We start from the raw sequence: 25,674 nt of genomic DNA, 5'->3' as shown, positions 1-25,674 counted from the left end.
CGGCGGAACCCCTCAGCGTGCCGGAATCCCTGCCGGCTGAAGCCGGAAGGACGCACCGCGGTGGTTTTCGGGCAGCTTGTCACCGGCACCGAAGAGCTTGTGGCGCAGCGTCCCCGGGGTATATTCCGTCCGGTAGGCACCGCGCTTCTGCAGCTCCGGCACCACAAATTCCACCACGTCCTCGAAGGTACCCGGGGTAATGGCGTAGGCCAGGTTGAAGCCGTCCACATCGGTCTCTTCCACCCACCGGATCAGCTCCTCGGCGACGTCGGACCCCGAGCCCACCAGCCGCGGACCCAGCCCGCCGATCCCCGCGGATTCGGCGATGTCGCGCACCGTCCAGGGTTCGCCGTCGTCCTTCGCTTTTTGGAAGTTGTCCGCGGCAGACTGGATCGCATTGGACTGCACATTGCCCAGCGGCTCGTCCAGGTTGTAGGTGGACAGATCCACGCCGAGCCAGCCGGACATCAGGGCCAGGGCACCCTCGTCGCTGGCGTACCGCTGGTAGTCCACATGCTTGGCTTCGGCTTCCTCGGATGTTGCCGCGGTGATGATGGTCAGCAGCGTGTAGATCCGGATGGAGTGGCGGTCCCGGCCGGCGGCTTCGGCGGCATCACGAATCCGGGTGACCGTGGCCCTGAGCTTTTCCTTCGTGGGGGCGCCCACGAAGACGGCCTCGGCATTGCCGGCGGCAAAGGCAATGCCCCGCGGCGAGGCGCCGGCCTGGAAGATCACCGGGGTGCGCTGCGGTGACGGCTCACTGATATGGATGCCGGGAACCTTGAAGTACTTGCCCTCATGGTTGATGTCATGCACCTTCGCCGGGTCGGTGAAGATGCCGCTGTCCTTGTCCCGGACGACGGCGTCATCCTCCCAGGAGCCTTCCAGCAGCTTGTAGATCACCTCGAGGTATTCATCCGCGTGGTTGTAGCGCTCGTCGTGCTCAAGCTGGTCTTCGGCACCCATGTTGCGGGCCGCCGAGGGCAGGTAGCCGGTGACCACGTTCCAGCCGACCCGGCCGTTGGTGAGGTGGTCCAGGGTGGAGAGGCGCCGCGCGAAGGGGTAGGGGTGTTCATAGGCTGTTCCCGCGGTGATGCCGAAACCGAGGTGCTCGGTGACCAGTGCCATGGCGGAGACCAGCAGCAGCGGGTCATTCACCGGCACCTGGGTGCCCTGCCGCAGTGTGGCCTCGTTGGAGTTTCCATACACGTCATAGGTGCCCAGGACGTCTGCGATAAAGATGCCGTCAAACAATCCGCGCTCGCAGGTTTGGGCCAGGTTGGCCCAGTAGCGGAGATCCGTGTAATTCGCGGACTGGTCCTGCGGATGGCGCCACAGTCCCGGAGACTGATGGCCCACGCAGTTCATGTCAAAGGCGTTGAACCGGATCTGCCGCCGGCTGTTCTGAGGTGTTGAGGAAGATGATTCGGACACGGGGAAATCCTTCGGGACGGGACGCACCCGCTGGGGCGCCGTACTTGCCGTTCGCGGACGCGACACGGCCGGATCCTCATCTGGGGCACCCCGCTACGGAAAGAGGGTTGCCGCCCAACCAGCCAGAGCTTTGCGTTGGGACTCATGATCCTTCGCCACCAGTATTTGCACAGCGGAACAGGCAAGGAAAGAACATGACCCCGTGTGAACGGATTTATGACCCCGCATGACCACTGGTTGGCAGCATTCCCCATCCTGTCCCAGACTCCACAGATAGCCTGGCCTCCACTCCCCCGCCGGCGCCCCCGCCGGCACAGGCGGCGTCGAAATATTACGCGGGGGACTTGCCGGTTTCCGCAATCGCGCGTTTAGTTGCTCTTGACCATCCCGAGCGGCTGAGAGACCTGGATCAGTGAAGCCGCAGCAACCCTGGTTGCCGTACCTCCTCCTTGAGGGACGGCAATAGCGAGGACAACACCGCAGGAGGCCTCCCGGCCCAAGGCGTTATCCGTAGGGTGCTACTGCCAGGACCGATGGAGAGTTAACATGACCGCTCTGGCTTCACAGTCCCCTGCCGCCGCGCCGCCCCAAACGCGCGCCGCCGGTTCCGCCCTTCCCGTTGCCTTTTCCTCCCTCGGCCGCGCATTCGGCTCCGGCGGTGAAACCCACCAGGTGCTGCGGGACATCACCTTTGACGTACATGCCGGCGAAGTCCTGGCCATCCTGGGCTCCAGCGGCTGCGGAAAGTCCACGCTCCTGCGGGCCGCAGCCGGCCTGGACGCTCCAACCAGCGGGGAAGTCCGGATCAACGGAACACCCGTGCGCGGCATTGATGACCGGTGCGCCGTCGCGTTCCAGGAACCGCGGCTGCTGCCCTGGCAAACCCTGCAGGCCAACATCGCCATGGGCCTGCCCAAGGGCATCAGCGCCAAGAACGGCAAGGCCAAGGTGGCCGAACTGCTGGAGCTGGTGGAACTGGCCGCATTCGCCAAACACCGTCCCCGGGCAGTTTCCGGTGGCATGGCGCAGCGCGCTTCTCTTGCCCGGGCCCTGGCCCGCACGCCCGGCGTGCTCCTGCTGGATGAACCGTTCGGTGCACTGGATGCCCTGACCCGGCTGAAGATGCAGGACCTGCTGCTCGCGGTTCACCGGGCCACCCCCACCACGGTGCTGCTGGTAACCCACGACGTGGACGAAGCCCTCCAGCTGGCAGACCGCATCATCGTCCTGGGCAGGGAGCCCGGTGCTGCCGGAGCCACCATTACGGACACCATCACCGTGCCCGGCCCGCGCCCGCGGAACCGCGCCTCGGCCGAGCTGGCCCGAATGCGCGGCGAGCTCCTGGCCCGCCTCGGCGTCGACCGCCACTAAAACTTCTCCCGGCGTCACCCCTCTAAGGGCCGCTACCCCCGCCGTTCTGCGCCCATTTTGCGCATGAACCGCGATGCCTCGCAGCCAACTCATCAGAAAGAATCCCCATGAACAGCCGTTCCCTCAGTTCCCCCTCAGCTTCCCGCACCGCGCTCAAGACCCTGGCCGCAGCCGCCGCCGCAGCTTCCCTGCTGCTGACCGGTTGCGTGGCAGGCGAGGATTCCGATGCCGCCGCCGACGCCGGCGCGGCCGACGGAGGAACCCTCACCCTCGACTTCGCCACCTACAACCCGCTCAGCCTGATCATCAAGGACCAGGGCTGGCTGGAATCCGCCCTCGCCGACGACGGCGTCACGGTGGAGTGGGTGCAGTCGGCCGGCTCCAACAAGGCCAATGAAAACCTGCGCTCCGGGGCGATCGACGTCGGTTCCACCGCAGGGTCCGCAGCGCTGCTGCACCGCGCCAACGGATCCCCGATCAAGGCCATCGACATTTTCTCCCAGCCGGAATGGGCGGCCCTGGCGGTGGGCGCCGACTCGGACATCACCTCCGTGGCGGGCCTCAAGGGCAAGTCCGTGGCGGCCACCAAGGGCACCGACCCCTACTTCTTCCTGGTCCAGGCCCTGGACGAAGCCGGACTGAGCCTGGACGACGTCACCGTGGAACAGCTGCAGCACGCAGACGGCCGGAGCGCCCTGGAAAACGGATCAGTGGATGCCTGGGCAGGGCTGGACCCGATCATGGCGGGTGCCGAACAAAACGGTGCCCGGTTGATCCACCGCAACCTGGACTTCAACACCTACGGCATCCTTGCCGCCAACGAATCCTTCCTCAAAGAGGATCCGGAACTCGCTCAGACAGTGGTCAACGCCTATGAGAAGGCCCGCGCGTGGGCTGCTGAAAACCCGGAGGAAACGGCGCAGATCCTGGCCGATGTTGCCGGCCTGGACCTGGCGGTGGCCCAGACCGTGGTGCTGGAACGCAGCAACCTGGACGTTGACCCCGCACCGGGTGAGGCCCAGCGCAGCGTGCTTGAGAAAATCGGCCCCACACTGGTGGAAACCGGGGACGTCGCCGGCCAGGACGCCGTGGACAAGGCACTGGACGGCCTGTTCGATGACTCCTTCGTGAAGTCCGCTGATCCCGAGTCCATTTCGGATGCACAGTGAGTTCGGCCCTGAAGACCCCGGCATCCGCGAGCGCCGGTGCCGGGAATGCAGCGCCGGCCGGCACCATCCTGGCCAGCCGCTGGACCCGCGCGGGCCTGGGCCTGGTGGTTCCCGTCCTGGTACTGGCCGCCTGGCAGATCAGCACAGCCGCCGGAATCTTCAGTCCGGTCCAGCTGCCCTCGCCGTCGGCCGTCTACACTGCCGCAGCTGACCTGATCGGCCGCGGCCAGCTGGGCAACCACGTGGCCATCTCCACCCAGCGGGTGCTCATCGGTTTCGCCGCCGGCGGGCTGCTGGGCCTGGCCCTGGGCGCCGTGCTGGGGCTGTCCCGCCTGGCCGACATCCTGCTGGGTCCGATGATCGGCGCACTGCGTGCCGTGCCGTCGCTGGCCTGGGTCCCCCTGCTGATCCTGTGGCTGAAGATCGGCGAGGACTCCAAAATCACGCTGATTGCGATCGGTGCCTTCTTCCCGGTGTTCACCACCGTGTCACTGGCCCTGCGCCACGTGGACCGGAACCTGGTGGAGGCCGCCCGCGCCTTCGGACTCAACGGGCTGAAACTCCTGACCACGGTGCAGCTGCCCGCCGTCGTTCCGGCGGTATTCTCCGGGCTGCGGCTGGCGCTGGCACAGTCCTGGCTGTTCCTCGTGGCCGCGGAACTCATCGCCTCTTCCATGGGGCTGGGCTTCCTGCTGACCGATTCGCAAAACAACGGGCGCACCGACCGGCTGCTGCTGGCCATCATCCTGCTGGCGGTGATCGGCAAGATTACCGACGCCCTGCTGGGACTGGCCGAAAAGAAGGCGGTGGCCAAATGGGCCTGAGCACAACACTGCAGGAAACACTCGAAGAAGCACTGCAGGATGTGAAGAGCTCGGCGGCGGACCCAACCACCGAAACCGAGCGGATCGCCTTCTGGGAGGCGGCAGCCCGCCGGCTGCAGTGGGAGCAGCCCTGGCACACGGCGCACACGTTTACCCCGCCGCAGCGGCTCAGCGGACCGGAGACCCCGGAGCCAGAGGCCGAGTACAGCGTCCCTGCCATCGAATGGTTTGCCGGCGGAACCCTGAACGTCGCGGTGAACTGCGTGGACCGCCACGTTGCCGCCGGCCGCGGGGACAAGGTGGCCCTGCACTTTGAGGGCGAACCCGGAGACCGGCGCACCGTCACCTACGCGGATCTGCAGCGCGACGTCTGCCGCGCCGCCAACGCACTGCTGAACCTGGGCATCGGCAAAGGTGACCGCGTGGTCATCTATCTGCCGGTCATCGTGGAAACCATCGTCATCACCCTGGCCTGCGCCCGGATCGGCGCCGTCCATTCCCTGGTGTTCGGCGGCTTTTCCGCCGAGGCCCTGAAGTTCCGGGTTGAGGACACCGGCGCCAAGCTGCTGGTCACCACCGACGGCCAGTTCCGCCGCGGCGCCGCCGTGCCGGTGAAGGACAATGCCGATGCAGCCGTGTCCGGGGCCAACGCCGTCGAACACGTTCTGGTGGTCCGCCGCACGGGCTGCGACATCGCCTGGACCGAAGGCCGCGACCTCTGGTGGCACGAGACCGTGGACACCGCCTCCGACATCCACGAACCCGAGGCGTTCGACGCCGAAACACCGTTGTTCATCATGTACACGTCCGGAACCACCGGACGTCCCAAAGGCCTCGTGCACACCATGGGCGGTTACCTGACCCAGGCGTCCTGGAGCTATGAGTTCCTTTTCGCCAACCCGGACGAACGTGCACGGGAAGCGGACGTCCACTGGTGCACCGCGGATCTGGCCTGGGTCACCGCGCACACCTACGAGATCTACGGGCCGCTCTCCAACGGCGTCACCCAGGTGATCTTCGAGGGCACCCCGAACACCCCGCATCCGGGACGGCATTTCGAGATCATCGAGCGCTACAAGGTGACCAGTTATTACACCGCACCCACCCTGGTCCGGTCGCTGATGGGCTGGTTCCCCGACGGCGTCCCGGACACCTGGGACTTGTCCTCCATCCGCCTGCTCGGCACCGTGGGCGAGGCCGTGAATCCCGAGGCGTGGCGGTGGATGCGCGGGCAGCTCGGCCGCGGCGAAGTTCCCGTGATCGACACCTGGTGGCAGTCCGAAACCGGCGCCACCATCCTCTCCCCGCGTCCCACCGACACCGGCTTCAAGCCCGGCTGCGCCTCCCGTGCCCTGCCCGGGGTATCCACCCGGATTGTGGATGACGCCGGAAACCCGGTTCCCCCGCACACCCAGGGGTTCATCGTGGTGGACAAAACCGGCCCGGCCATGGCCCGCACCGTCTGGGGCGATCCGCAGCGTTACTTGGCGTCCTACTGGCGGCAGTACGCACGGCAGGGCTGGTTCCTCGCCGGTGACGGCGCCAAGTACGACGACGACGGCGACACCTGGATCCTGGGCCGCACCGACGACGTCCTCAACGTCTCCGGACACCGGCTGTCCACAATCGAGATCGAGTCCGCGCTGGTGTCCCATCCCTGGGTCACCGAAGCCGGGGTCTGCCCGGTCGCGGATCCGAAGACCGGGCATGCCATTGCCGCGTTCGTCGTGCTGTCCTCCGCTGCGCCCGCCGCGGGTACCGAAGCGGGTACCGAACCGGATTCGGATTTCACCCAGCTGGTCACGGCTGAGCTCCGGGCACACGTTGCCCGGCAGATCGGGCCGATCGCCAAGCCGGCCGCCGTCGTCGTGGTTCCTGATGTTCCCAAGACGCGTTCCGGGAAGATCATGCGCCGCCTGCTGACGCAGCTGTTCGAGGGCACGCCACTGGGCGACACCACAAGCCTGCAGAATGAACCGTGCATCGCTGGCATCGCGGATGTGTGTGAAGCGCGCCGCAGCGGGGTTTCTCAGTGAACGCGGGCCAGGGTCACCCGGTCCAGCACCACCACGCCGCCCATCAGGCGGTGGATGCGCACGAATTCCGTGGGCGAAACCTCCAGCATGGTGGTGTCCGCCTTGGCCGGCAGCAGGTCAGCGTGCATGCCCTCCAGCAGTTCCAGGAACAGCCGGTTAGCCTCCACCGGCGGCATCGGATCGGTGGCGGTGACCTTGTGTGTTGCGGCGGCAACTTTGTAGCCGGTCTCGATGACAACCACGTATTGGTCCATTGGGATCTTGCCCTTCGTCGTGCCGTCCGGCTCCCCCGCCGCTGTCCGTCTCGGGTCTGCGGTTCTGCCCAGCAATGCAGTCCTGTTCCCCATTGTTCGTCCGCCGCCCTCTACTTGCAACGATCCACCCGCCGCTTTGCGGCGGCACACCAGGAAGGAGCACTCATTTCATGAGTGATCGCCAGTTTGGCTTCCGTACCCGTGCCCTGCACGCCGGCGGCACCCCCGACGCCACGCACGGTGCCCGTGCCGTGCCCATCTACCAGAGCACGTCCTTTGTCTTCAAGGACACCGACGATGCCGCGAACCTGTTCTCGCTGCAGAAGTACGGCAACATCTACTCGCGGATCGGCAACCCCACGGTCGCGGCCTTCGAGGAGCGCATCGCATCCCTGGAGGGCGGCATCGGAGCGGTGGCGACGGCGTCGGGCATGTCCGCGGAATTCGTCACCTTCGCCGCCTTGTGCGGAGCCGGTGACCACATTGTGGCCGCGGCCCAGCTGTACGGCGGCACCGTCACCCAGCTGGACGTGACCCTGCGCCGGTTCGGGATCGACACCACCTTCGTGGCCGGCACGGACCCGGCCGACTATGCCGCGGCCATTCGGGAGAACACCAAGGCCGTCTACGCCGAGGTGGTTGCCAATCCCAGCGGCGAGGTCACCGACATTGCCGGGCTGGCTCAGGTGGCGCACGACGCCGGTGTGCCGCTGATCCTGGACGCCACCCTAAGCACGCCGTACCTCGTGCGGCCGTTTGAGCACGGCGCGGACATCGTGATCCACTCCGCCACGAAGTTCCTTGGCGGGCACGGCACCACCCTGGGCGGCGTCGTCGTCGAGTCCGGAAAGTTCAACTGGGGCAATGGAAAGTTTCCCGCCATGACCGAGCCCGTGGCCAGCTACGGCAACATTTCGTGGTGGGGAAACTTCGGCGAGTACGGGTTCCTGACGAAGCTGCGCTCGGAGCAGCTGCGGGACATCGGCCCCTCGCTCAGCGCCCAGTCGGCGTTCCAGCTTCTGCAGGGCGTGGAAACCCTGCCGCAGCGACTGGACGAGCATCTGCGCAACGCCTCCGCGGTGGCGCAGTGGCTGGAAGCCGATCCGCGCGTGTCCTGGGTCAGCTATGCCGGACTGCCGTCCCATCCGCACTACGAGCGGGCCCGGAAGTACCTGCCCAAGGGACCGGGATCGGTCTTCAGCTTCGGTGTGCGCGGGGGCCGCGAGGCCGGCAAGGCGTTCATCGAGGCCCTGCAGCTGGCGTCGCATCTGGCAAACGTGGGTGACTCGCGCACCCTGGTGATCCACCCGGGCTCCACCACGCACGGTCAGCTCTCCCCCGAACAGCTTGCCGCCGCCGGAGTCGCGGAGGATCTGGTGCGGATTTCGGTTGGCCTGGAGGACCTTGAGGACATCCTCTGGGATCTGGACCAGGCTCTGGCCGTTGCAGCGTCTGCACCGCAGGCCGGATCCGAGCCAGGCGTTCCCGCCGCCGCTGCATTGTCCGGCACCGCCCCGCAGGCCGCCCGCGCCTTTGATCTTGAGGAGTCCGCCCATGTCCGCTGAAGCCGCCGCACCGCGCACCTGGGAGGGCCCGAGCGCTCCGGAACGGCTGGCGCTGCTGCGCCGGGCCAAGTCCATCGCAATTGTGGGAGCCTCGGACAAACCCTCACGGGCGTCCTATTTTGTGGCAACCTACCTGTTGTCCTCCTCGCCGTACACGGTCTATTTCGTGAACCCGGTCGCCAAGGAGATTCTGGGGCAGCCGGTCTACGCGTCGCTGGCTGACCTGCCGGAGGTGCCCGACATTGTGGATGTGTTCCGCCGCCATGATGACCTGCCCTCCGTGCTGCAGGAGAGCATCGCCGTCGGTGCGAAAACGCTCTGGCTGCAGCTGGGCTCCTGGCACGAGGAGGTGGCCCGAGATGCGGAAGCTGCCGGGCTGGATGTAGTGATGGACCGCTGCGTGAAGATTGAACACGCCCGCTTCCACGGCGGTTTGAACCTGGCGGGCTTCAATACCGGGGTCATTTCCTCCAAGCGGCAGCTGACCGCTTAGGGCTTGCCGGCTCCGCCGGGCCTCCCGGGGGAGCCCTGGCCGGGGTTACCGGGATGCTTGTCACCGGATTGCTTGTTTTCGGCCTGCTTCCCGCCGGCGCCGCCGGGCCCAACGACACGGCTGCGTCCGTTCTCCCCCGGCCCGCGATCCTGGCCTCCGCCTTCCCGGGGGCCGGGGCCGCCGGTTTCCCTCGGGGCTTCAGGAGCATTGTTTTCCCTGTCGTTACTGCGGCCTCCGTCCGGACGCACGCCGCCGTTCCGGCCGGGACCGCTGCGCTCAGGGCCGTTCCGGCCGTCGGGGCGGACGCCCGTGTCCGCCCCGGAGTCCCGGTCTGGCGTGCCGGAATCACACCCGGTCACGTCGTCGTCCTCACACTCGGGATCCACTACCTCGGGAAGCCCGGGGGCGGGATGAACTGGTGCAGCGGCAGCAGGGGGCGCTGAGACACCGCCGTCCGCACCGGATCCCGGGCCGGAGACGCCACTCGGATCCCCAGGAGAGGAGGCGTCCGCAGCCACCGGTGCGGGCAGGTCCGCGTTATCGGTGTCCTCCGGGATGACCTGGGAGGGAGCTGGAGTTTCCGCCTCTGCATCCTGGGCGGTGATTTCCTGTCCCGAAACCGTCTCACGGTCGGCTGTTATCGGTGAGCTGGCGGTCAGGCGCAGGCCGGTGCCGGTATTGGCAGCCACACCGGTTGCTCCGGCTGCCATAGCAGCGGCCAGCGTGAAACTCAGAATGAGGCCCCGGTTGCGCCGGTGCGGCCGCTTAGGCGCAGGTTCCGGCCTTTCCGCTAGCAGCTGGCCCAGCTCGCCGGTTGGAATCGGTGCGGACGCGGCGGAGTAGAACCGAAGCCTCCGCAGCCCCTCCAACAGCTCAGGGCTCTCCTCGACCCCCGATTCGGTCAGGAGCCGCCGGATCATGATGTCGTCCTGCTCAGGCGATTCGTTCATGATCGGGCACCTCCTCGTGTTCCATCCGGTCCTTCAGGGTCTTTAGGGCCCTACCCTGCAATTGTTTGACGGCACCGGCGCTGATGCCCATGATCTTGGCTGTTTCCTCGATGGAAAGGTCCGCCACGACGCGCAGCAGCAGCACTTCCTGGTGACGGCGCGTCAAGCCCTGAAGCAGTGCGCTCACCCCGGAGGCTGACCCCAGCACGGTTTCCTCAGCTGATGAGCTGAACCTGTCATCAGCTTGGGGGTCAAACTGTGCCAGCACGGGTTGGCGTTCCCGGCGCCGCACGTCATCGACCATGCGGGCGTGGGCCACGGAAAAGGCAAAAGTCCGTAACCCGCTGACCCCGCCGGTGAGGTTCCCCAGCTTGCCGAACAGGGTCAGGAAGACTTCCTGGGTGAGACCCTCGGGATCGTCGCAGCCCTTGCCGGCGAGATACGCCAAAATGGAGGGAGCCAGGAACTCATAAATATCGCGCAGTGCCCGGGGCTGTCCCTCACGAGCAGCGGAAAGGATTTCCTCAGTCGGGGTTATGGCCAAGGGGCGGTCTTTCCCTCGCGAAAGATGAGCATCCCACATGATATCCCGCGGACATAAAGAAACATCCGCACCGGGGCTCGTTGGGGGGATAAGCCTCGGTGCGGACGTTCCAAGAGAGTAATCGTTACCGGTTCCAAAAAGGTTACGCCCCGCTCGATAATTTTTTTATTCTTTCGGTTGAGCGGAGCGTCCGGCCAGAATACGAGCCCGGATTGGCTCCTATCCGGCTGAATTTATCTGGTCGTTCGCCGCAAACCGCCGGTTCTTCAGCACAGGCAGGAACTCGCGCACATCGTCTATCCGTTTCCGGGTAACTTCCGCGGTGACCACGGCCTCGGGTTCGTCGTCGAGGAATGCCTGCGGCACTCCCATGGGGTCGAGGATGGCCGAGTGCCCCACAGTGTGCCGGCTGGAGGTCCCCGCAGCAGCCACCCAGACCGTGTTTTCAATGGCACGGGCCTTAAGCAGGGTTTCCCAGTGTTCAATCTTGTGCTCGCCCTTGAACCACGCGGCGGGAACGGCCAGCAAATCGGCACCCTTGTCGGTCAGTGCACGGGCCAGTTCGGGGAAGCGGATGTCGTAACAGGTCATCAGACCCACGTTGATGCCGTTGAGTTCCACCACTTTCACGCCGCCGTCGCCGGGTTTAATCCGGGAGGACTCGGAGTAGCTGAACGCGTCGTAGAGGTGCAGTTTGCGGTAGGTGTCAGCAATCCGGCCGGTCTCATCGATGAGCACCAGGGTGTTGTAGGGACGTTCCTCCCCGCTGGACTCATAGCCACCTGCAACAACGGCCATGCCCAGTTCCGCTGCCAGCAGCGACAATTGCTGGACAAAGGTGGTCCAGCCGGCATCCACCGCAGCTGCCAGGGAACCTTCCACCTTGCCCACACTGAACATGGACTCCTCAGGAAACACGATCAGCTCGGAGCCGTCCGCCCTGGCCTTGGACGCCAGCGAGCGCATCACCTCGAGGTTCGCTCCGACGTCGCCCGTGGGACTGAACTGACCTACGCTCACCAACATTGTGCGGCACCGCCTTATCTGGGCTGAAGTTTCTCCCCCAGCCTAGACCAGGACCGCTGGGCCCGGCACGGAAACAGCGGGCGCAAAAGGCAGGCTCCGGCCGGGGTGGTGCGCCGGCGGGTGCCGCTGACCCGCCTAGACTTGGGCCGCATGAACGAACTCACGCTGCCGACGGACCTCACCACCGCCCGCGGAACCCTCAACCCGGAGGCGGTGGGCTACTCCCGCTCACCGCTGCACCGCACTCCGCTCGCCGGCAACACGGCGTCCCGGATGCGCACCAAACGCTGGGAATACTGGGGCGTGCTCACGCCGGAGCTGGCGGTCGGCATGACCATCGTGAACCTTGGCTACGCCGCGACGCTGCAAATTTACGTCCTGAACCGTGCAACCGGCGAGGAAATCAGTGTTGAACCATTGAAGATCCTGCCCGGCGCCGCGGACATCGTGCTCCCGGATACCCTGCCTCCGCTCACGGCACTGGGCACCGCGGGGGACGTGACGCTGCGTTTCCACGACGACGGCGGCGGCACCCGCCTGCGCGCCCGCTCCCCGCGGGTGTCGGTGGACTTGTACGCCCCGGCGTCGGGCGATGTGCTGGGAGTGGTGGTGCCGTGGTCGGACCGGCGGTTCCAGTACACCCTCAAGGACGTGGCGCGAAGCGTGTCCGGAACAGTGACCGTGGACGGCAAAGTCTTCACAGTGGGGGCAGATGCCTTTGCCGTGCTGGACCGCGGACGGGGCCGCTGGCCGTACCGGACCACCTGGACCTGGGGTGCCGGATCAGGAACCGTGAACGGTACCAAGCTTGGCCTGCAGATCGGCGGACAGTGGACCGCCGGAACTCCAGCCACGGAAAACGCCCTCATTGTTGACGGCCGGCTGCACCATTACGACGGCGAACTGGAGTTCGCGTACGATCTCTCGGATCCCGCCTCCACCTGGACCGTGCACGGTCCGTGGATCGACGCCGTGCTCACGCCCTTCCACCGCAGGGAGTCCGCCACCAAGCTGGGTGTCATTTCCTCGGAGATCTGGCAGGCCTTTGGCACCTGGACCGGAACGGCGCGCACCCCGGACGGCACCAGCTACTCCCTGGACGGGCTGGGCGGCTGGATCGAGGAGGCCCGGCACCGCTGGTAGGCCTTTTACTCAGGCATGGCGTTGGAGACCAGGATTCCGGCGCCGACTATGAAGAGGATCAGCGGAACAAGCGTAATGCGCAGGGTGTAGGCCACTGCATCCCATGCTCCGTGCCTGCGGGCGGAAGACTCCCGTCCCGCGGGCTTTTGCAGCACCCTGCCCACCACGAAGGGATTGTCCGCACCGAGGGCAAGCTGCAGGCGGGCAAGGTACGCCGCGCGTGCCATCCAGAGCAGCGCTGCCAGGCAAGCTCCCGCCCCCGCGGCGGCAGGTGTATCCGATTCGGAAAGCCCGGCCACCGACATCCCGGCGATGCCGAGAATCAACCCGGCCCAGGCAATCCGCCGGGTCGACAGGTATATCTTCACGCGGTTGTTCCAGTAGGCACGCCTGGCGTCCGCATCGGCATCGGGCCAGGCGGAGAAGAGCTCGGGGTACTGCCCCTGGCTCAGCAGGTGCTGGCTGGCAATGACCGGAACCGCTGTCAGGGCCAGCGCAACGGCACCGAGCTGACTGCCCCCGGACAGGGCAACCCAGAGCGCACTCACGCTCACCCATGCTTCTGCCGCTGCCGCACACTTCACAGCCCTGAGCGCCCGGGGTGATGAGCGGAGTTCTCCCCGCAAATATCCCCGCGGCAGCCGTCCTTCGAGCCGGCGGAAGGACAGGAAGAAGAACGCGGAAACCGCCGCGGTCAGCCCCAGGGCCACCAGCGCTGCAGCCGCCGGATGCGGCAGGACCAGTCCGGAAGTGACACAGAAAACCAAGCCCTGCAGCCACGGCAGGTAGAAGAGCCGCCGCAGTCCCCGGAAGGCCAGAGCACGCAGGTCTTCCGCGCTTTCATCATCAAACGGGTTGGATGCCAGCTGAGAGGACAACAGCGGTGCACGGTCGCCCACCACCCGCTCACCGCCGTCGACAATCCCGGCGGCCTGGAGCAGCACCGCACTGTTGGGGTGGGCGGCGAGGCCGGTCCGCAGCAGATCAAGTGCCTGGTCTTTGCGGCCCAGCAGGTCTGCAGCCCGGCTTCCCAGCGCAAACGCGTCCTCGAGTTCCGCTGACAAATTGATGGCGTTCAGGGCGGCCTGCAATGCAGTCCACAGGTCCGTCCCGTTCGAACGGCGGTAAAAATGGGCGGAGGCAACGGCAAGGTGCGCGGAAGGTTCCTGCGGATGTTCCGCGGCAGCTTGGAGCGCAGCTTCCACGGACTCGTCACCGCGCCTGAGCCATCCCAAAACATAGCTGAGCAGCACCAGCGCCGGAAGCATATTCGGGACCAGGTTCAAGGCCTCCCGGACGGCACGTTCGGATTCCTCCAGCTCCCCGGTGCTGGCCAGCCCGCTTCCCAGGTAGAACCAGAGCCGCTCGTCGTCCAAGTGGTGGCCAATCTGGTCCCGGAGCAGCGCCACAGCTTCCTCGTACCTGCCCGCCTGTGCATAGGCGGTGTACCGGACGGCTATCAGATCCGGGTCGAGGACGTCGCTCACAGGATGCTGCGGGAGCGCAGGTATTCGGCCAGGTCGTTGTAGCGGCCGTGGTCGTTGCTGAATTTCACCACGTTCCGGGAGGACTCCAGCCAGGCGAGGGTGGAGGGACCGATTTCCTCCAGCGCCGCATCAATGTGCGTCATGCTGATGGGGCAGATCCGGTTGGCCTGGATGGATTCCGTCATGGCCTTTTCAGCCGCGGTCACGCAGATGTGGGCCAGGTCCGCGCCGGAAAACATCTCCGTCCGGGACGCGATGCTGGTCAGGTCAATTCCGGCCAGCGGACGGTCCCTGAGGTGGTACTCCAGAATGGTGCGGCGTGCCTCAATGTCCGGCGGCGTCACCAGCAGCGTACGGTCCAGCCGTCCGGGCCGGAGCAGGGCTTCGTCCAGATCCCAGGGGTGGTTGGTGGCAGCCAGCAGGTACAGGCCGTCATTGTTGCCCGCCATGGAGTCCATCTCGATGAGCAGCTGGTTCACCATTTGCCGGATCATGGCGTGGTGGCCCAGTCCGCTGCGCTTCATTCCAATGGCGTCCACTTCATCCAAGAACAGGACGGTTGGCGAGTGGGCCCGGGCAGAGTCGAAGACGGCCTTCATGTTCTTCTCGGTCACCCCGTGGTACGGATCGAGGATGTCCGTCATGGTCACGGACATAAAGACGGCGCCCAGTTCTCCCGCCACTGCGCGGGCCAGGAACGTTTTTCCGCAGCCGGGCGGCCCGTACAGCAGCAGACCGCCGCGCAGCGACTTGCCGAAGGCCTTGGCAAGCTCTGCATTCTTCATGGGCTGCATGAAGGACTCGTCCAGCCGCTTCTTGACGGCCTCCAGACCGCCCACGTCCTTGAGGGTGACCGGCGGCGTTTCGGGTTCCAGCGGAGCCACACCCTCGCGGCCCTCTCCTGCTGCCAGCTGCGGTTCCGCCACGAAGGGCGGCGGAATGTCGGAGCCAACCTCGGTTTCTGCGCGGGTCCAGTCGAAAGCGGCGGCAGCAGGTTCTTCCGGGTCGGAGACCGGGTCCGGCTCCGTGGCGGGGTCAGCACTCGGGGCCCCGGAGGCCGCGGCGGCGGACGCTGAGGTCAGCGCTGCCACGGTGCGGCTGAGCAGCTCCAGTGCCACCTCATGGGTCGGCTCCTGCTGCAGCACGGCGTTTACCTCGCCGATGGTTTCGGTATGCCGGCCTGCTGCCAGCAGCATTTCCGCTACGTGAAGGCGAAGGCCTGTGTCCTCCGGGCTGGCTTCAACGGCCCGCCTCAGGCTGGCCAATACGTCGTCGTTCATTTCCCCGTAGTCCTTCCCCCGATATGCGTGACACCAATTACTCTGCCACGGCGGCGGTCCAATGGCGGGGAACCACGGGCCGCCTACGACGACGGCGCCGTCCCGGTGGACGACGCCGTGCGGACCAGCTGGTTGACCGCAGCTCAGACGGGAGCCGCGTTAACGGGAGCCGGGGACGATGCGGGCCCCCGCATCGTCCCCGGCTAACGGGCACCCTATTCGGAAATCAGGTCCCGCACCACGATGGTCTGGTCCCGGTCCGGGCCCACGCCGATGGCGGAGAACCGGGTGCCGGACATCTTCTCCAGGGCCAGCACGTAGTTGCGGGCGTTCTCCGGCAGGTCCTCAAGGGTCTTGGCGCCGGTGATGTCCTCGGTCCAGCCGTCAAAGTACTCGAAGATCGGCTTGGCGTGGTGGAAATCGGTCTGCGTCATCGGCATTTCGTCGAAGCGCACGCCGTCGACGTCGTAAGCCACGCACACCGGAATCTTCTCAATGCCGGTGAGCACGTCCAGCTTGGTCACGAAGTAGTCCGTGAAGCCGTTGACGCGCGAGGCATGGCGGGCCAGCACGGCGTCGTACCAGCCGCAGCGGCGCGGCCGTCCGGTGTTCACGCCAAACTCGCCGCCGGTCTTCTGCAGGTACAGACCCATGTCGTCGAAAAGCTCGGTGGGGAACGGACCGGCCCCCACGCGGGTGGTGTAGGCCTTGATGATGCCCACCGAGCGGGTGATGCGGGTGGGGCCGATGCCCGAACCCACTGACGCGCCGCCGGCGGTCGGGTTGGAAGAGGTCACAAACGGATAGGTGCCGTGGTCCACGTCCAGGAACGTTGCCTGGCCGCCTTCCATCAGGATGACCTTGCCCTCGTCCAGCGCCCGGTTCAGCTCAAAGGTTGAGTCAATGACCATGGGGCGCAGCCGGTCCGCGTAGGACAGGAAGTATTCGACGACCTCTTCAACGTCCACGTCGCGGCGGTTGTAGACCTTGACCAGCAGCTGGTTCTTCTGGCGCAGGGAGCCTTCAACCTTCTGGCGCAGGATGGACTCGTCGAAGATGTCCTGGACGCGGATGCCCAGGCGTGCCACCTTGTCCATGTAGGCCGGGCCGATGCCGCGGCCGGTGGTGCCGATGGCGCGCTTGCCCAGGAACCGTTCGGTGACCTTGTCCATGACCTGGTGGAACGGGGCCACGAGGTGGGCGTTGGCGGAGATGCGCAGCTTGGAGGTGTCAGCCCCGCGTGCTTCCAGCCCGTCAATTTCGGTGAAGAGTGCCTCGAGGTTCACCACGCAGCCGTTGCCGATCACCGGAATGGCGTTGGGGCTCAGGATGCCTGCCGGCAGAAGCTTGAGTTCGTATTTTTCACCGCCGACGACGACGGTGTGGCCGGCGTTGTTTCCGCCGTTGGGCTTGACGACGTAGTCGACACGGCCCCCGAGCAGGTCAGTGGCCTTACCTTTACCTTCGTCGCCCCACTGGGCGCCGACGATGACAATTGCGGGCATGGGATCCTCCCCCATTAGTTACGAAAGGGAGAAAAACGCCGACGGCGCGATCCGCTTCCGTGCATGAGAACGCCCCTAGACTCCCAAGCCGGACCGGAAATGGCTGTGGGCCGGGTCTGGCCGGAGTCGCGGGGCTCTTACCTGTCAAGTTTAGCCGATTGTAGGTCCTGTGCTCTTTTGGAAGCGCCATAAGATGTATTCCGCCCGGTGTTACCCGGGTAGCGTGGCCGGATGGACCGTTTTGTGGGCTACATCGCCGGCATTGGAACAGCCTCCGGCACCCGGATGGTGGTGGGCCACTGGCTGGAGTCGCCATTTGGCGCGTTCACGGATGTCATGGCGGAGAACGCCGCCGGGTCACGCCTGCTGCTGGCCCCCAGCTCCGAGGTTGCGGACTACGTGTCCGGTACCTATTCCTTTGATGCGGTGGACGTGTTCGACGTCGATGCCCGGCTCACGGCGGACAGCCTCCTGGTCAGCGCGGGACCGCTGCGGCTCAGGGCCGAGCTGGGGCCGCGCACCGCCTTCGGACAGCTGCTGGAGCGGGTTCCGCCCGCTGTGGCCGTGCATCCGCGCTGGCTGGCCGCCGTCAGCCCCCTGGCCGGGCTGCTGGTGCCCGGTGTCCGGACGTCGGGGTCTGCGGGCGGCGGGCGGCGCGAGTACTACGGGGTCCGGTCCATCCGTTCCGTCACGGGAGCACTGGCCAGTTGGGACGGCCGGGATCTGGGCGGTTTGTCACCTGTAGATCCGCCGGTTCGGTTCGGTTTCAGCTCGGTGCCGCCGAAACCGCAAATAGTGGCTGTGACGACCAGCATCCTTCCCTGACGCGCTATTGGCCCGATTTAATCTGCGTGCTGCGCAGGCATAAACGCCGGCTACCCGGGTGACAAAACTACCGTGTCCATACTCTCTTTCCTGTCACCGTCACTCGGATGACGACCCCACATGGAAAGCAGAGCCCAATGAAGAAACGCACAGCAGGACTCGCACTCGCAGCCGCAACCGGCCTCTCGGCACTAACCGCAACCCCGGCTTTCGCGGTGACGGACGGCCCTTATCCAGACTGTCCTACCGCGGAACTGGACGGCGTTTACAACATCCAAGCCGGTGACTACCGGTACCAGCCGGGTCTGGACCGTGAAGGTGACGGCATTGGTTGCGAAGATGACAGCAAACCCCTAACTCCGGTTCAAACTCTCCCAGTCGAACCAACGCAACCGCCCACGCCAACACCCTCCGGGATGCCCATGCCCGAGGGCGGAGTGGATGCCGGTGTGGCGGCGGAGAAGGGGACGGACTTCGGTTCAGTCGCCCTGGCCGGAGGATTCATGCTGGCGGCCGCCGGGGCCGGAACGTTCGTCATCCGGCGCCGCAGCGGGAACCATGCCTAGTTCCGTGCGATCAGGATCAGCCGGACTAAGGTTCCATCACTCATGAGCCGACTGACACCTGAGACCGGCGGCGGCAGGAGTCTTCGGGCAACTGCCGCCGCCGGCCTGCTCATTACAGCCAGCTTGCTGATCCCGGGATGCGGAACCAGCCCTGGCGCTGAAGCGTTGCCGCCGGAACCCTCGAAGTCGTCCTGGCAGCTGCCGCCGTCGCCCGCTCAGACCACCGGCAGCACCGTCACCTCCGAGCCAACAGAAACACCCAGCCCTGAGCCGGCCCGCGAGATCACGGCACCACCCAGAACCCTGACGCTTCCGTCCGTTGCCGCAGGTTCGGACCTGATGCAGGTGGGGCTGAGGGAAGACGGCACATTGGAAGTGCCTCCCGGCAACCCCGGAGCACCCGCTGCCTGGTACAGAGATTCACCAAAACCCGGAGACCCCGGACCGGCAGTGATTCTGGGGCACGTCAACGCCGATGACGGCGGACCGGGGGTCTTCGCGAACCTGCGCGAACTGCAGCCAAATGATGAGATTCAGGTGCAGCGTGAGGACGGTTCCACCGCGGTCTTCACAGTGATGTACGGCGAGCAGTATCCCAAGGACACCTTCCCCACCGAGAAGGTCTACGGCAACACCGACGGGCCGGAACTCCGCCTGATCACCTGCGACGGTTACGATCCCCAGACCGGAACCTTCGGTGACAACTACGTTGTCTATGCGCGGATTGCCCCCTAGAGCTTCTTCCCCGAAGCGCCCATCCCGAACATCCACAGCTCCGAAGCACGGCATAACCCGGAGAAACCGAAACCCCGGGGAGGAGCCGACTGCGGCCGGCAGGTGAAAGGGCTGATCATGGAACAACTTCCTCTGCACCCGGAACAGGAACGCGCCGCCGAATCCGTCTGGGACTACCCCCGCCCGCCGCGGCTGGAGCCGACGTCGGAGCATGTGCAGGTGTTTCTCGGCGGAAAGCTGATAGCGGACACCACGTCAGCCGTCCGGGTCCTGGAAACCAGCCACCCGCCGGTCTACTACATTCCGCTGGAGGACTTCGCGCCGGATGCGCTGGTTCCTGCCCCCGGATCCACCTGGTGTGAGTACAAGGGAAAGGCGGCGTACTTCGACGTCGTCGGGGGAAACGAGCGGGCCGCCCATGCGGCGTGGACCTATCCCGATCCCGTGACCGGCTATGCGCCGCTGGCGAGCCGGGTGGCGGTGTATCCCGGAAGGATGGACCGCTGCACTGTGGATGGAGAAGAGGTCCGTCCACAGGACGGCGACTTCTACGGCGGCTGGCTTACCGGGCGCATCACGGGACCTTTCAAGGGGGCGCCGGGCACCGGCGGCTGGTAACAGCGATAACCCGCGCGGCCCGGACAGGCCAAAGGCCGGGCACCCAACCGAAGTCGGGCACCCGGCCTCTGGCACGGATCAGCGGGGAATCAGGACTCGCGCCCTTCAATGGCGATCTTCGCCTGCGGATCCGACTCGTTCAGGAACTTGGTGATCCGGTCGACTTCCTCGGCCTCGCCAATGGCCGCTGCCGCCCGGCCCAGGGCGTACAGCGAACGCAGGAACCCCTGGTTCGGCACGTGCTCCCACGGGATGGGACCGGCACCGCGCCAGCCCGAACGCCTCAGGGCATCCAGGCCGCGGTGGTAGCCAACCCGCGCATAGGCGTAGGACTCAATGGTCCGTCCCTCATCGAAGGCCTCGTCGGCCAGAATGGCCCAAACCTGGGACGAGGTGGGGTGCTTCGCGGCCAGGTCCACGGCTTCGTCTCCGGCTTCAAGGCGCGCGACGACGTCGGACTCCTCGGGCAGGTACGTGGGCTCGGGGCCGAGCAGGTTCTTGCGGAATTCATCTGACATTAGAGGGACTTGCCTGCCGATCCTAGGTTCTGTGCTGCTTCAACTACGCGCGCGGACATCCCGGCTTCCGCCGAGGCGCCCCATACGCGCGGGTCATACTGCTTCTTGTTCCCAACTTCTCCGTCAACCTTCAGCACGCCGTCATAATTCCGGAACATGTGGTCCACCACGGGGCGGGTGTAGGCGTACTGGGTGTCGGTATCGATGTTCATCTTCACGACGCCGTAGGACACCGCGTCGGCGATTTCCTGTGCGGAGGAGCCGGAGCCGCCGTGGAAGACCAGGTCAAAGGGACGTTCCCGGCCAATCGATTCACCCACCGCGTCCTGGATGTCCTTGAGGATTTCGGGGCGCAGCTTTACGCCGCCGGGCTTGTAGACGCCGTGCACGTTGCCGAAGGTGAGAGCGGTGAGGTAGCGGCCCTTGTCGCCGGCGCCGAGTGCCTCAATGGTCTTCATACCGTCCGCAACCGTGGTGTAGAGCTTCTCGTTGATGGCGTTCTCCACGCCGTCTTCCTCGCCGCCCACGGTGCCGATCTCCACCTCGAGGATCATCTTGGCAGCGTGGGTGCGGGCCAGCAGTTCCTGGGCGATCCGCAGGTTGTCTTCCAGGGTTTCCGCCGAGCCGTCCCACATGTGGGAGTTGAAGATGGGGTCTTCGCCGCGCTTGACCGCAGCTTCGGAGGCCGCCAGGAGGGGCAGCACAAAGTCGTCCAGCTTGTCCTTGGGGCAGTGGTCCGTGTGCAGGGCAATGTTGACGTTGTAGCTCTTCGCCACTTCGCGGGCATAGGCTGCGAAGGCCAGTGAGCCGGTGACCATGTTCTTGATCTTGGCACCGGACCAGTACGCCGCACCGCCGGTGGACACCTGGACAATGCCGTCCGATCCGGCCTCGGCGAACCCTGCAAGGGCGGCGTTCAGCGTCTGGGACGAGGTGACGTTCACTGCCGGATATGCGAATCCCCCGGCCTTTGCGCGGTCGATCATCTCGGCATAAATCTCAGGGGTTGCAATAGGCATGCTGACTCCTCGTGAAAGGTCGATCTACGGCAGGGCCAGGGCCCTCATTGGCTTCCTACATCCTAGCCATAAGTATCCTTCCGGCAGTGCGCCGTGTCACGGCATAACGGACTGCGGACGGGCGCCGGGGCCTACAAGGGACCGAGCGGAGCCGGTCCCTGCTCAGTTCACCGTCTGGCCGAAGACATGCCGCCGGATCCAGCCGTGCATGGCGATGGCCGCAGCGGAGCCTGCATTGATGGACCGCGTGGATCCGAACTGGGCAATGGACAGGGTGGCGTCGGCGGCGGCGTGCACCTCGGCGCTGAGCCCGGGTCCTTCCTGGCCGAACACCAGGACACAGTTTTGCGGCAGTTCGTAGGTTTCCAGCGGCACCGAATCCGGAAAGTTATCGATTCCGATGATGCGCAGACCCTCGCTGTGCGCCCACTGCACAAAGTCCTCCACCGTGGGGTGGTGGCGCACATGCTGGTAGCGGTCGGTGACCATGGCGCCCCGGCGGTTCCAGCGGCGCCGGCCGATGATGTGCACTTCCTTGGCCATGAACGCATTGGCTGTGCGTACCACCGTGCCGATGTTGAAGTCATGCTGCCAGTTCTCAATCGCCACATGGAACGGATGCCGCTTGGTGTCCAGGTCCGCCACGATGGCGTCATGTTTCCAGTAGCGGTACTCATCCACGACGTTCCGGACATCACCGTTGGCCAGGAGCTCCGGGTCCCAGTGATCCCCTTCCGGCAGGGGGCCTTCCCACGGTCCTACGCCCACCTGGTGCGTGGGGGCGGTGTCGGGTGTTTCAACGGGCAGGTCCGGCAATTGTTCAGCGCTGTCTTTCACCCAACAAGCCTAAGGTGAAAGACTGGGACGGACGATCACGGGTCACCGGCAGCACGGCGTGCACAGCCGGACCCGCACGGCAAGAAAAGGGACAGCGTGGGCGAAAACGAGAACATTGAGTGCTGGCTGACGGACATGGACGGTGTCCTGGTTCACGAGAATAATCCCATTCCTGGTGCAGCCGAGCTCATTGACCGCTGGGTGGCGACGTCCAAGCGGTTCCTCGTCCTGACCAACAACTCGATCTACACTCCACGGGATCTCGCCGCACGGCTGCACGCGTCGGGACTGGAGGTTCCCGAAGAAAACCTGTGGACTTCCGCCCTGGCCACGGCCGAATTCCTGAAGGACCAGGTCAAGAACGCCGGGGTGCCGGGCCGCTGCTTTGTGGTGGGTGAGGCAGGGCTGACGACGGCGCTGCACGAGGCCGGAATGATCCTTACGGACACCAATCCGGATTACGTGGTGCTGGGCGAAACCCGCACCTACTCCTTCGGCACCATTACCAAGGCCATCCGGCTGATCATGGGCGGCGCACGCTTCATTGCCACCAACCCGGACGTCACCGGGCCTTCACCGGAGGGGCCCCTGCCGGCCACCGGCGCGATCGCGGCCCTGATCACGGCGGCCACCAACATGAAGCCCTATATTGTCGGCAAGCCCAACCCCATGATGTTCCGTTCCGCGATGCGCAAGATCGACGCGCATTCGGAATCGACAGCCATGATCGGGGACCGGATGGACACCGACATCATTGCGGGCATCGAAGCAGGCCTGACCACGGTCCTGGTGCTCAGCGGCATCACGCAGCGCGAGGACATCAACAGCTATCCGTTCCGGCCCACCCAGATCGTCAACTCAGTCTCGGACCTGATCAGCACCGTCTGACCCGCCGGCGGGCAGGCCGGCATGCAACCTCAAAACACCGATTTCAGGCCGCCTCCCTGTTCCGGCGGCGAGTACTGCCGGAGCACTTCGCGCACCACCCGCTGATAGACCACGGGATTCCACTGCGGGCTGGCGTGCGCCGGGCTGGCTCCTTCGGTCACCAGATCATTGGACACCAGGTTGCGCGGGAACACCGCCGCCCATTCATACTTGGCGCCGAAGTAGTTGACCGTCCTGTCATCCGGATTGCCGATGAACGCCAGCGAGGTTCCGCCCAGGGCGCCTGCGTAGCGCCGGGCGTCGTAGTGGAAGATGTAGGACGCCTCGGACTGGATCAGCGTGGTGGACGGCGCCAGCGGCGAGAGCTGCTCCAGAGTCTGATCCACGACGGTCCGCCACGTCCGCTCGTCCTTGTGCAGGACCCGCTCGCCCAGTTCGTAGCCGCCGCGGACCACGCTGGGAATCCGGTAGCCGGCGTCGTACAGGGCCACCACTCCTTCGAACATGGCACGGTCCAGGACGTCCTGCGGTCCGGCCGGGCTGGAGTCCAGGATGACAAGCTCGACGGCGACTCCGCGCTCGAGCAGCCGGGCCGCCACCTGGACGGCGAGCATGCCGCCGAAGCTGTGGCCGTAAAAGTAGATGCGCCGCAGCTGATGGTTGCGGATGTAGCGGTAGACGGCGGCCACAATGTCATCGACGTCCAGCCCCCGGTTGGAGTAGCCGACGCCGGCCAGCTGCCCGCGGGAGGCCAGCACGGGGCGCAGGGAGTTCAGGATCCAGACCGTTTCTTCCCAGCTGGTCTTGTACCCGGGAAACAGGAACCAGGAGGCCGTGGGAAACCGCCGCTCCGCGGTCTCGTCCCGGACCCGGAGGATTTCCAGATCCTCCCGGTAGCGCTGGATCCGCTGGGTGATCAACAGATCCGCGGCCAGGGTCAGCCCCAGTGCGCTTCCGGCCAAAAAACGGCGCCGGGAGAACCGCTTGAGGTCTTCGGCGGACCGCAGGAACTCTGCCGGATCCCCGCTCACGGCTGCCCGGTCCCCGTGCCCGGCACTGCGGATCCCGCCGTGGTGGCCGCGGCCTTACTCCAGGCCCAGTTCATCCTTGCCGAAGGCATACAGGTAGGGCACGCCGGCTTCGGCTTCAATGCGCTCCTTCGATCCGGTGTCCCGGTCCACGATGACGGCAACGGCAACCACGTTTCCGCCGGCACGGCGGACGCCCTCCACCGCGGTGAGCGCCGACCCGCCGGTGGTGGAGGTGTCCTCCAGGACCACCACGTTGCGTCCGGCAACGTCGGGGCCCTCAACCTGGCGGCCCATGCCGTAGGACTTCTGTGCCTTGCGCACCACGAAGGCGTCGATGGGACGGCCGGCGCGGGCTCCGGCATTCATCACCGCCGTGGCCACCGGATCAGCACCCATGGTCAGTCCGCCGGCGCTCTCAAAGGAAATGCCTGCCGCGTCGATCAGGTCCAGCATTACCTCGCCCACCAGCTGGGAGGCCTCATGGTGCAGGGTGACGCGGCGCAAATCAATGTAGTAATCAGCCTCGGCGCCTGAGGACAGCGTGACCTTTCCGCGGACCACCGCCAGCTCACCGATCAGATCCAGGAGGCGGGCACGGGCAGCAGGCGAAACGGGCGCAGTCATGGCCTCCATCCTAGCCGAGCACCCCTTTCCCGGACGCAGATGTGACGGGAGATATAGGCTGGAACACATGCGCCAACTACAAGCTGAAATCATCACGGAAATGGGCGTGCAGCCCACCATTGAACCCGCTGCTGAGATCCGCCGTCGGGTGGATTTCCTCAAGGCCTACATGGCCGCCTCACACACCGGCGGTTTTGTCCTGGGAATCAGCGGCGGCATCGACTCCACCCTCGCCGGCCGGCTGGCCCAGCTGGCCGTGGACGAACTCAACGCCGGGGGCACCGAGGCACAGTTCATCGCCCTGCGCCTGCCTTACCAGGTCCAGCATGACGAAGCTGACGCCCAGGCCGCCCTGGAATTCATCCAGCCCGCCCTCTCCTGGGTCTACAACGTGGCGCCCGCCGTGGACGGCTATGAAGACGAGTACGTCAAAATGACCGGCGAGCGGATCAGTGACTTCAACAAGGGCAACATCAAGGCCCGCGCCCGGATGACGGCGCAGTATGCGGTGGCTGGCCAGCACAACCTGCTGGTCATCGGCACGGACCACGGTGCCGAATCCGTCACCGGTTTCTTCACCAAGTACGGTGACGGCGGCGCCGATGTCCTGCCGCTGTTCGGCCTGAACAAGCGCCAGAACCGGCAGCTGCTGGCCGAGCTCGGGGCTCCGGACGCCCTGATCCGCAAGGCTCCCACCGCGGACCTGCTGGATGACGCCCCCGGCCAGACCGATGAGACCGAACTGGGTATTTCCTACGACACCATCGATGACTATCTGGAAGGCCGCGATGTTCCGGAGGAGGCTGCGGAGAAGATTGAACGCCGCTTCCTGATGACCCGGCACAAGCGCACCGTGCCCGTCAGCATTCTGGACACGTGGTGGAAGCCCTGAGGCATGCCCTGAACCGGCGCCGGATTCGGTAACGTAGCAA

Annotated in this window: 27 protein-coding genes and 1 riboswitch; of the genes, 14 read left to right on the top strand and 13 right to left on the bottom strand. The window is 65.8% G+C overall.

The window, feature by feature from the left end:
- Positions 1 to 12: 12 nt before the first annotated feature.
- Positions 13 to 1,434 (bottom strand): LLM class flavin-dependent oxidoreductase, encoded by a 1,422-nt coding sequence (locus CXR00_RS06570; RefSeq protein ID WP_258060285.1) that lies wholly within the window; start codon positions 1,432 to 1,434, stop codon positions 13 to 15.
- Between the two features lie 35 nt (positions 1,435 to 1,469).
- Positions 1,470 to 1,584, bottom strand: a riboswitch (SAM riboswitch).
- Between the two features lie 396 nt (positions 1,585 to 1,980).
- Here CXR00_RS06570 and CXR00_RS06565 point away from each other — a divergent pair.
- The 4 genes from CXR00_RS06565 to acs all read left to right on the top strand — a co-directional run bounded on the left by CXR00_RS06565 (position 1,981) and on the right by acs (position 6,834).
- Entirely contained in the window at positions 1,981 to 2,805 is an 825-nt protein-coding gene (locus CXR00_RS06565; protein WP_104053631.1) for an ABC transporter ATP-binding protein, read from the top strand.
- Positions 2,806 to 2,912: 107 nt separating this feature from the next.
- Positions 2,913 to 3,974 (top strand): aliphatic sulfonate ABC transporter substrate-binding protein, encoded by a 1,062-nt coding sequence (locus CXR00_RS06560; RefSeq protein WP_104053630.1) that lies wholly within the window; start codon positions 2,913 to 2,915, stop codon positions 3,972 to 3,974.
- Between the two features lie 65 nt (positions 3,975 to 4,039).
- Positions 4,040 to 4,798 carry an ABC transporter permease gene (locus CXR00_RS06555; RefSeq protein WP_237688728.1) on the top strand — a complete coding sequence of 253 codons (759 nt, stop codon included), beginning with the start codon at positions 4,040 to 4,042 and terminating at the stop codon, positions 4,796 to 4,798.
- Positions 4,789 to 6,834, top strand: coding sequence for an acetate--CoA ligase (gene acs / locus CXR00_RS06550; RefSeq protein ID WP_104053628.1), 2,046 nt, complete (start codon positions 4,789 to 4,791; stop codon positions 6,832 to 6,834). Before CXR00_RS06555 ends, acs begins: the two co-directional genes overlap by 10 nt.
- On the opposite strand, the gene CXR00_RS06545 is transcribed toward acs, so the two are convergent.
- Complete coding sequence (locus tag CXR00_RS06545) at positions 6,828 to 7,088, bottom strand: hypothetical protein (RefSeq protein ID WP_104053627.1); 261 nt, start codon at positions 7,086 to 7,088, stop codon at positions 6,828 to 6,830. The two genes, acs and CXR00_RS06545, sit on opposite strands and share 7 nt — an antisense overlap.
- A 170-nt stretch (positions 7,089 to 7,258) precedes the next feature.
- Between CXR00_RS06545 and CXR00_RS06540 the strand changes: the two genes are divergently transcribed.
- Positions 7,259 to 8,653: an O-acetylhomoserine aminocarboxypropyltransferase/cysteine synthase family protein gene (locus CXR00_RS06540; protein ID WP_104053626.1), complete on the top strand. Its 1,395-nt coding sequence runs from the start codon at positions 7,259 to 7,261 to the stop codon at positions 8,651 to 8,653.
- Positions 8,643 to 9,146 carry a CoA-binding protein gene (locus CXR00_RS06535; protein ID WP_104053625.1) on the top strand — a complete coding sequence of 168 codons (504 nt, stop codon included), beginning with the start codon at positions 8,643 to 8,645 and terminating at the stop codon, positions 9,144 to 9,146. The genes CXR00_RS06540 and CXR00_RS06535 overlap by 11 nt, the downstream gene beginning before the upstream one ends.
- On the opposite strand, the gene CXR00_RS06530 is transcribed toward CXR00_RS06535, so the two are convergent.
- The 3 genes from CXR00_RS06530 to CXR00_RS06520 form a co-directional block, all read right to left on the bottom strand.
- Positions 9,143 to 10,096 carry a hypothetical protein gene (locus CXR00_RS06530; RefSeq protein WP_104053624.1) on the bottom strand — a complete coding sequence of 318 codons (954 nt, stop codon included), beginning with the start codon at positions 10,094 to 10,096 and terminating at the stop codon, positions 9,143 to 9,145. The genes CXR00_RS06535 and CXR00_RS06530 overlap by 4 nt on opposite strands.
- Complete coding sequence (locus tag CXR00_RS06525) at positions 10,080 to 10,640, bottom strand: RNA polymerase sigma factor (protein WP_258060284.1); 561 nt, start codon at positions 10,638 to 10,640, stop codon at positions 10,080 to 10,082. Before CXR00_RS06525 ends, CXR00_RS06530 begins: the two co-directional genes overlap by 17 nt.
- A 219-nt stretch (positions 10,641 to 10,859) precedes the next feature.
- The gene (locus CXR00_RS06520; protein WP_104053622.1) at positions 10,860 to 11,666 is read right to left on the bottom strand and encodes a carbon-nitrogen hydrolase family protein; all 807 of its coding nucleotides are present in this window, start codon (positions 11,664 to 11,666) and stop codon (positions 10,860 to 10,862) included.
- A 150-nt stretch (positions 11,667 to 11,816) separates the two neighbouring features.
- Here CXR00_RS06520 and CXR00_RS06515 point away from each other — a divergent pair, with 150 nt between their 5' ends.
- Positions 11,817 to 12,809 (top strand): DUF2804 domain-containing protein, encoded by a 993-nt coding sequence (locus tag CXR00_RS06515; protein ID WP_104053781.1) that lies wholly within the window; start codon positions 11,817 to 11,819, stop codon positions 12,807 to 12,809.
- A gap of 5 nt (positions 12,810 to 12,814) precedes the next feature.
- Here CXR00_RS06515 and CXR00_RS06510 read toward each other — a convergent pair whose 3' ends face one another.
- Positions 12,815 to 14,296, bottom strand: a complete 1,482-nt coding sequence (locus CXR00_RS06510) for a hypothetical protein (RefSeq protein WP_104053621.1) — start codon at positions 14,294 to 14,296, stop codon at positions 12,815 to 12,817.
- Positions 14,293 to 15,576: an ATP-binding protein gene (locus CXR00_RS06505; RefSeq protein ID WP_104053620.1), complete on the bottom strand. Its 1,284-nt coding sequence runs from the start codon at positions 15,574 to 15,576 to the stop codon at positions 14,293 to 14,295. Before CXR00_RS06505 ends, CXR00_RS06510 begins: the two co-directional genes overlap by 4 nt.
- Before the next feature lie 27 nt (positions 15,577 to 15,603).
- Here CXR00_RS06505 and CXR00_RS18010 point away from each other — a divergent pair, with 27 nt between their 5' ends.
- The gene (locus CXR00_RS18010; protein ID WP_146067173.1) at positions 15,604 to 15,783 is read left to right on the top strand and encodes a hypothetical protein; all 180 of its coding nucleotides are present in this window, start codon (positions 15,604 to 15,606) and stop codon (positions 15,781 to 15,783) included.
- 8 nt (positions 15,784 to 15,791) lie between these two features.
- Here the strand turns inward: CXR00_RS18010 and CXR00_RS06500 are convergent, their stop codons facing one another.
- Complete coding sequence (locus CXR00_RS06500) at positions 15,792 to 17,081, bottom strand: adenylosuccinate synthase (protein ID WP_104053619.1); 1,290 nt, start codon at positions 17,079 to 17,081, stop codon at positions 15,792 to 15,794.
- Positions 17,082 to 17,312: 231 nt separating this feature from the next.
- On the opposite strand from CXR00_RS06500, the gene CXR00_RS06495 reads away from it, so the two are divergent.
- From CXR00_RS06495 to CXR00_RS06480, 4 genes are all read left to right on the top strand, one after another.
- Positions 17,313 to 17,906: a hypothetical protein gene (locus CXR00_RS06495; RefSeq protein WP_104053618.1), complete on the top strand. Its 594-nt coding sequence runs from the start codon at positions 17,313 to 17,315 to the stop codon at positions 17,904 to 17,906.
- Positions 17,907 to 18,043: 137 nt separating this feature from the next.
- Positions 18,044 to 18,472 carry an excalibur calcium-binding domain-containing protein gene (locus CXR00_RS18220; RefSeq protein WP_181032488.1) on the top strand — a complete coding sequence of 143 codons (429 nt, stop codon included), beginning with the start codon at positions 18,044 to 18,046 and terminating at the stop codon, positions 18,470 to 18,472.
- A 42-nt stretch (positions 18,473 to 18,514) separates the two neighbouring features.
- A complete protein-coding gene (locus tag CXR00_RS06485; RefSeq protein WP_104053617.1) occupies positions 18,515 to 19,207 on the top strand; it encodes a sortase in 693 nt (230 codons plus the stop codon).
- A gap of 117 nt (positions 19,208 to 19,324) precedes the next feature.
- Complete coding sequence (locus CXR00_RS06480; protein ID WP_104053780.1) at positions 19,325 to 19,825, top strand: DUF427 domain-containing protein; 501 nt, start codon at positions 19,325 to 19,327, stop codon at positions 19,823 to 19,825.
- 89 nt (positions 19,826 to 19,914) lie between these two features.
- Here the strand turns inward: CXR00_RS06480 and CXR00_RS06475 are convergent, their stop codons facing one another.
- From CXR00_RS06475 to CXR00_RS06465, 3 genes are all read right to left on the bottom strand, one after another.
- A complete protein-coding gene (locus tag CXR00_RS06475; protein WP_104053616.1) occupies positions 19,915 to 20,343 on the bottom strand; it encodes a DUF3151 domain-containing protein in 429 nt (142 codons plus the stop codon).
- The gene (fbaA, locus tag CXR00_RS06470) at positions 20,343 to 21,362 is read right to left on the bottom strand and encodes a class II fructose-bisphosphate aldolase (RefSeq protein WP_104053615.1); all 1,020 of its coding nucleotides are present in this window, start codon (positions 21,360 to 21,362) and stop codon (positions 20,343 to 20,345) included. The genes CXR00_RS06475 and fbaA overlap by 1 nt, the downstream gene beginning before the upstream one ends.
- A 162-nt stretch (positions 21,363 to 21,524) precedes the next feature.
- Positions 21,525 to 22,178, bottom strand: a complete 654-nt coding sequence (locus CXR00_RS06465) for an RNA methyltransferase (protein WP_258059908.1) — start codon at positions 22,176 to 22,178, stop codon at positions 21,525 to 21,527.
- A gap of 156 nt (positions 22,179 to 22,334) precedes the next feature.
- Between CXR00_RS06465 and CXR00_RS06460 the strand changes: the two genes are divergently transcribed.
- A complete protein-coding gene (locus CXR00_RS06460) occupies positions 22,335 to 23,087 on the top strand; it encodes an HAD-IIA family hydrolase (RefSeq protein WP_104053779.1) in 753 nt (250 codons plus the stop codon).
- A 29-nt stretch (positions 23,088 to 23,116) separates the two neighbouring features.
- Here the strand turns inward: CXR00_RS06460 and CXR00_RS06455 are convergent, their stop codons facing one another.
- A complete protein-coding gene (locus CXR00_RS06455) occupies positions 23,117 to 24,118 on the bottom strand; it encodes an alpha/beta fold hydrolase (protein ID WP_104053613.1) in 1,002 nt (333 codons plus the stop codon).
- 54 nt (positions 24,119 to 24,172) lie between these two features.
- A complete protein-coding gene (gene pyrE / locus CXR00_RS06450; protein ID WP_104053778.1) occupies positions 24,173 to 24,742 on the bottom strand; it encodes an orotate phosphoribosyltransferase in 570 nt (189 codons plus the stop codon).
- Positions 24,743 to 24,809: 67 nt separating this feature from the next.
- On the opposite strand from pyrE, the gene nadE reads away from it, so the two are divergent.
- A complete protein-coding gene (nadE, locus tag CXR00_RS06445; protein ID WP_104053612.1) occupies positions 24,810 to 25,634 on the top strand; it encodes an ammonia-dependent NAD(+) synthetase in 825 nt (274 codons plus the stop codon).
- The last annotated feature ends 40 nt before the right edge of the window (positions 25,635 to 25,674 follow it).

Origin of the sequence: Arthrobacter sp. 9E16, from assembly GCF_002929435.1 — a bacterium.
In the GTDB taxonomy this organism is placed as follows: Bacteria; Actinomycetota; Actinomycetes; order Actinomycetales; family Micrococcaceae; genus Arthrobacter_B; species Arthrobacter_B sunyaminii.
The sequence above is the reverse complement of the archived record's forward strand: the minus strand, read 5'-3'. Positions and strand labels throughout refer to the sequence as shown.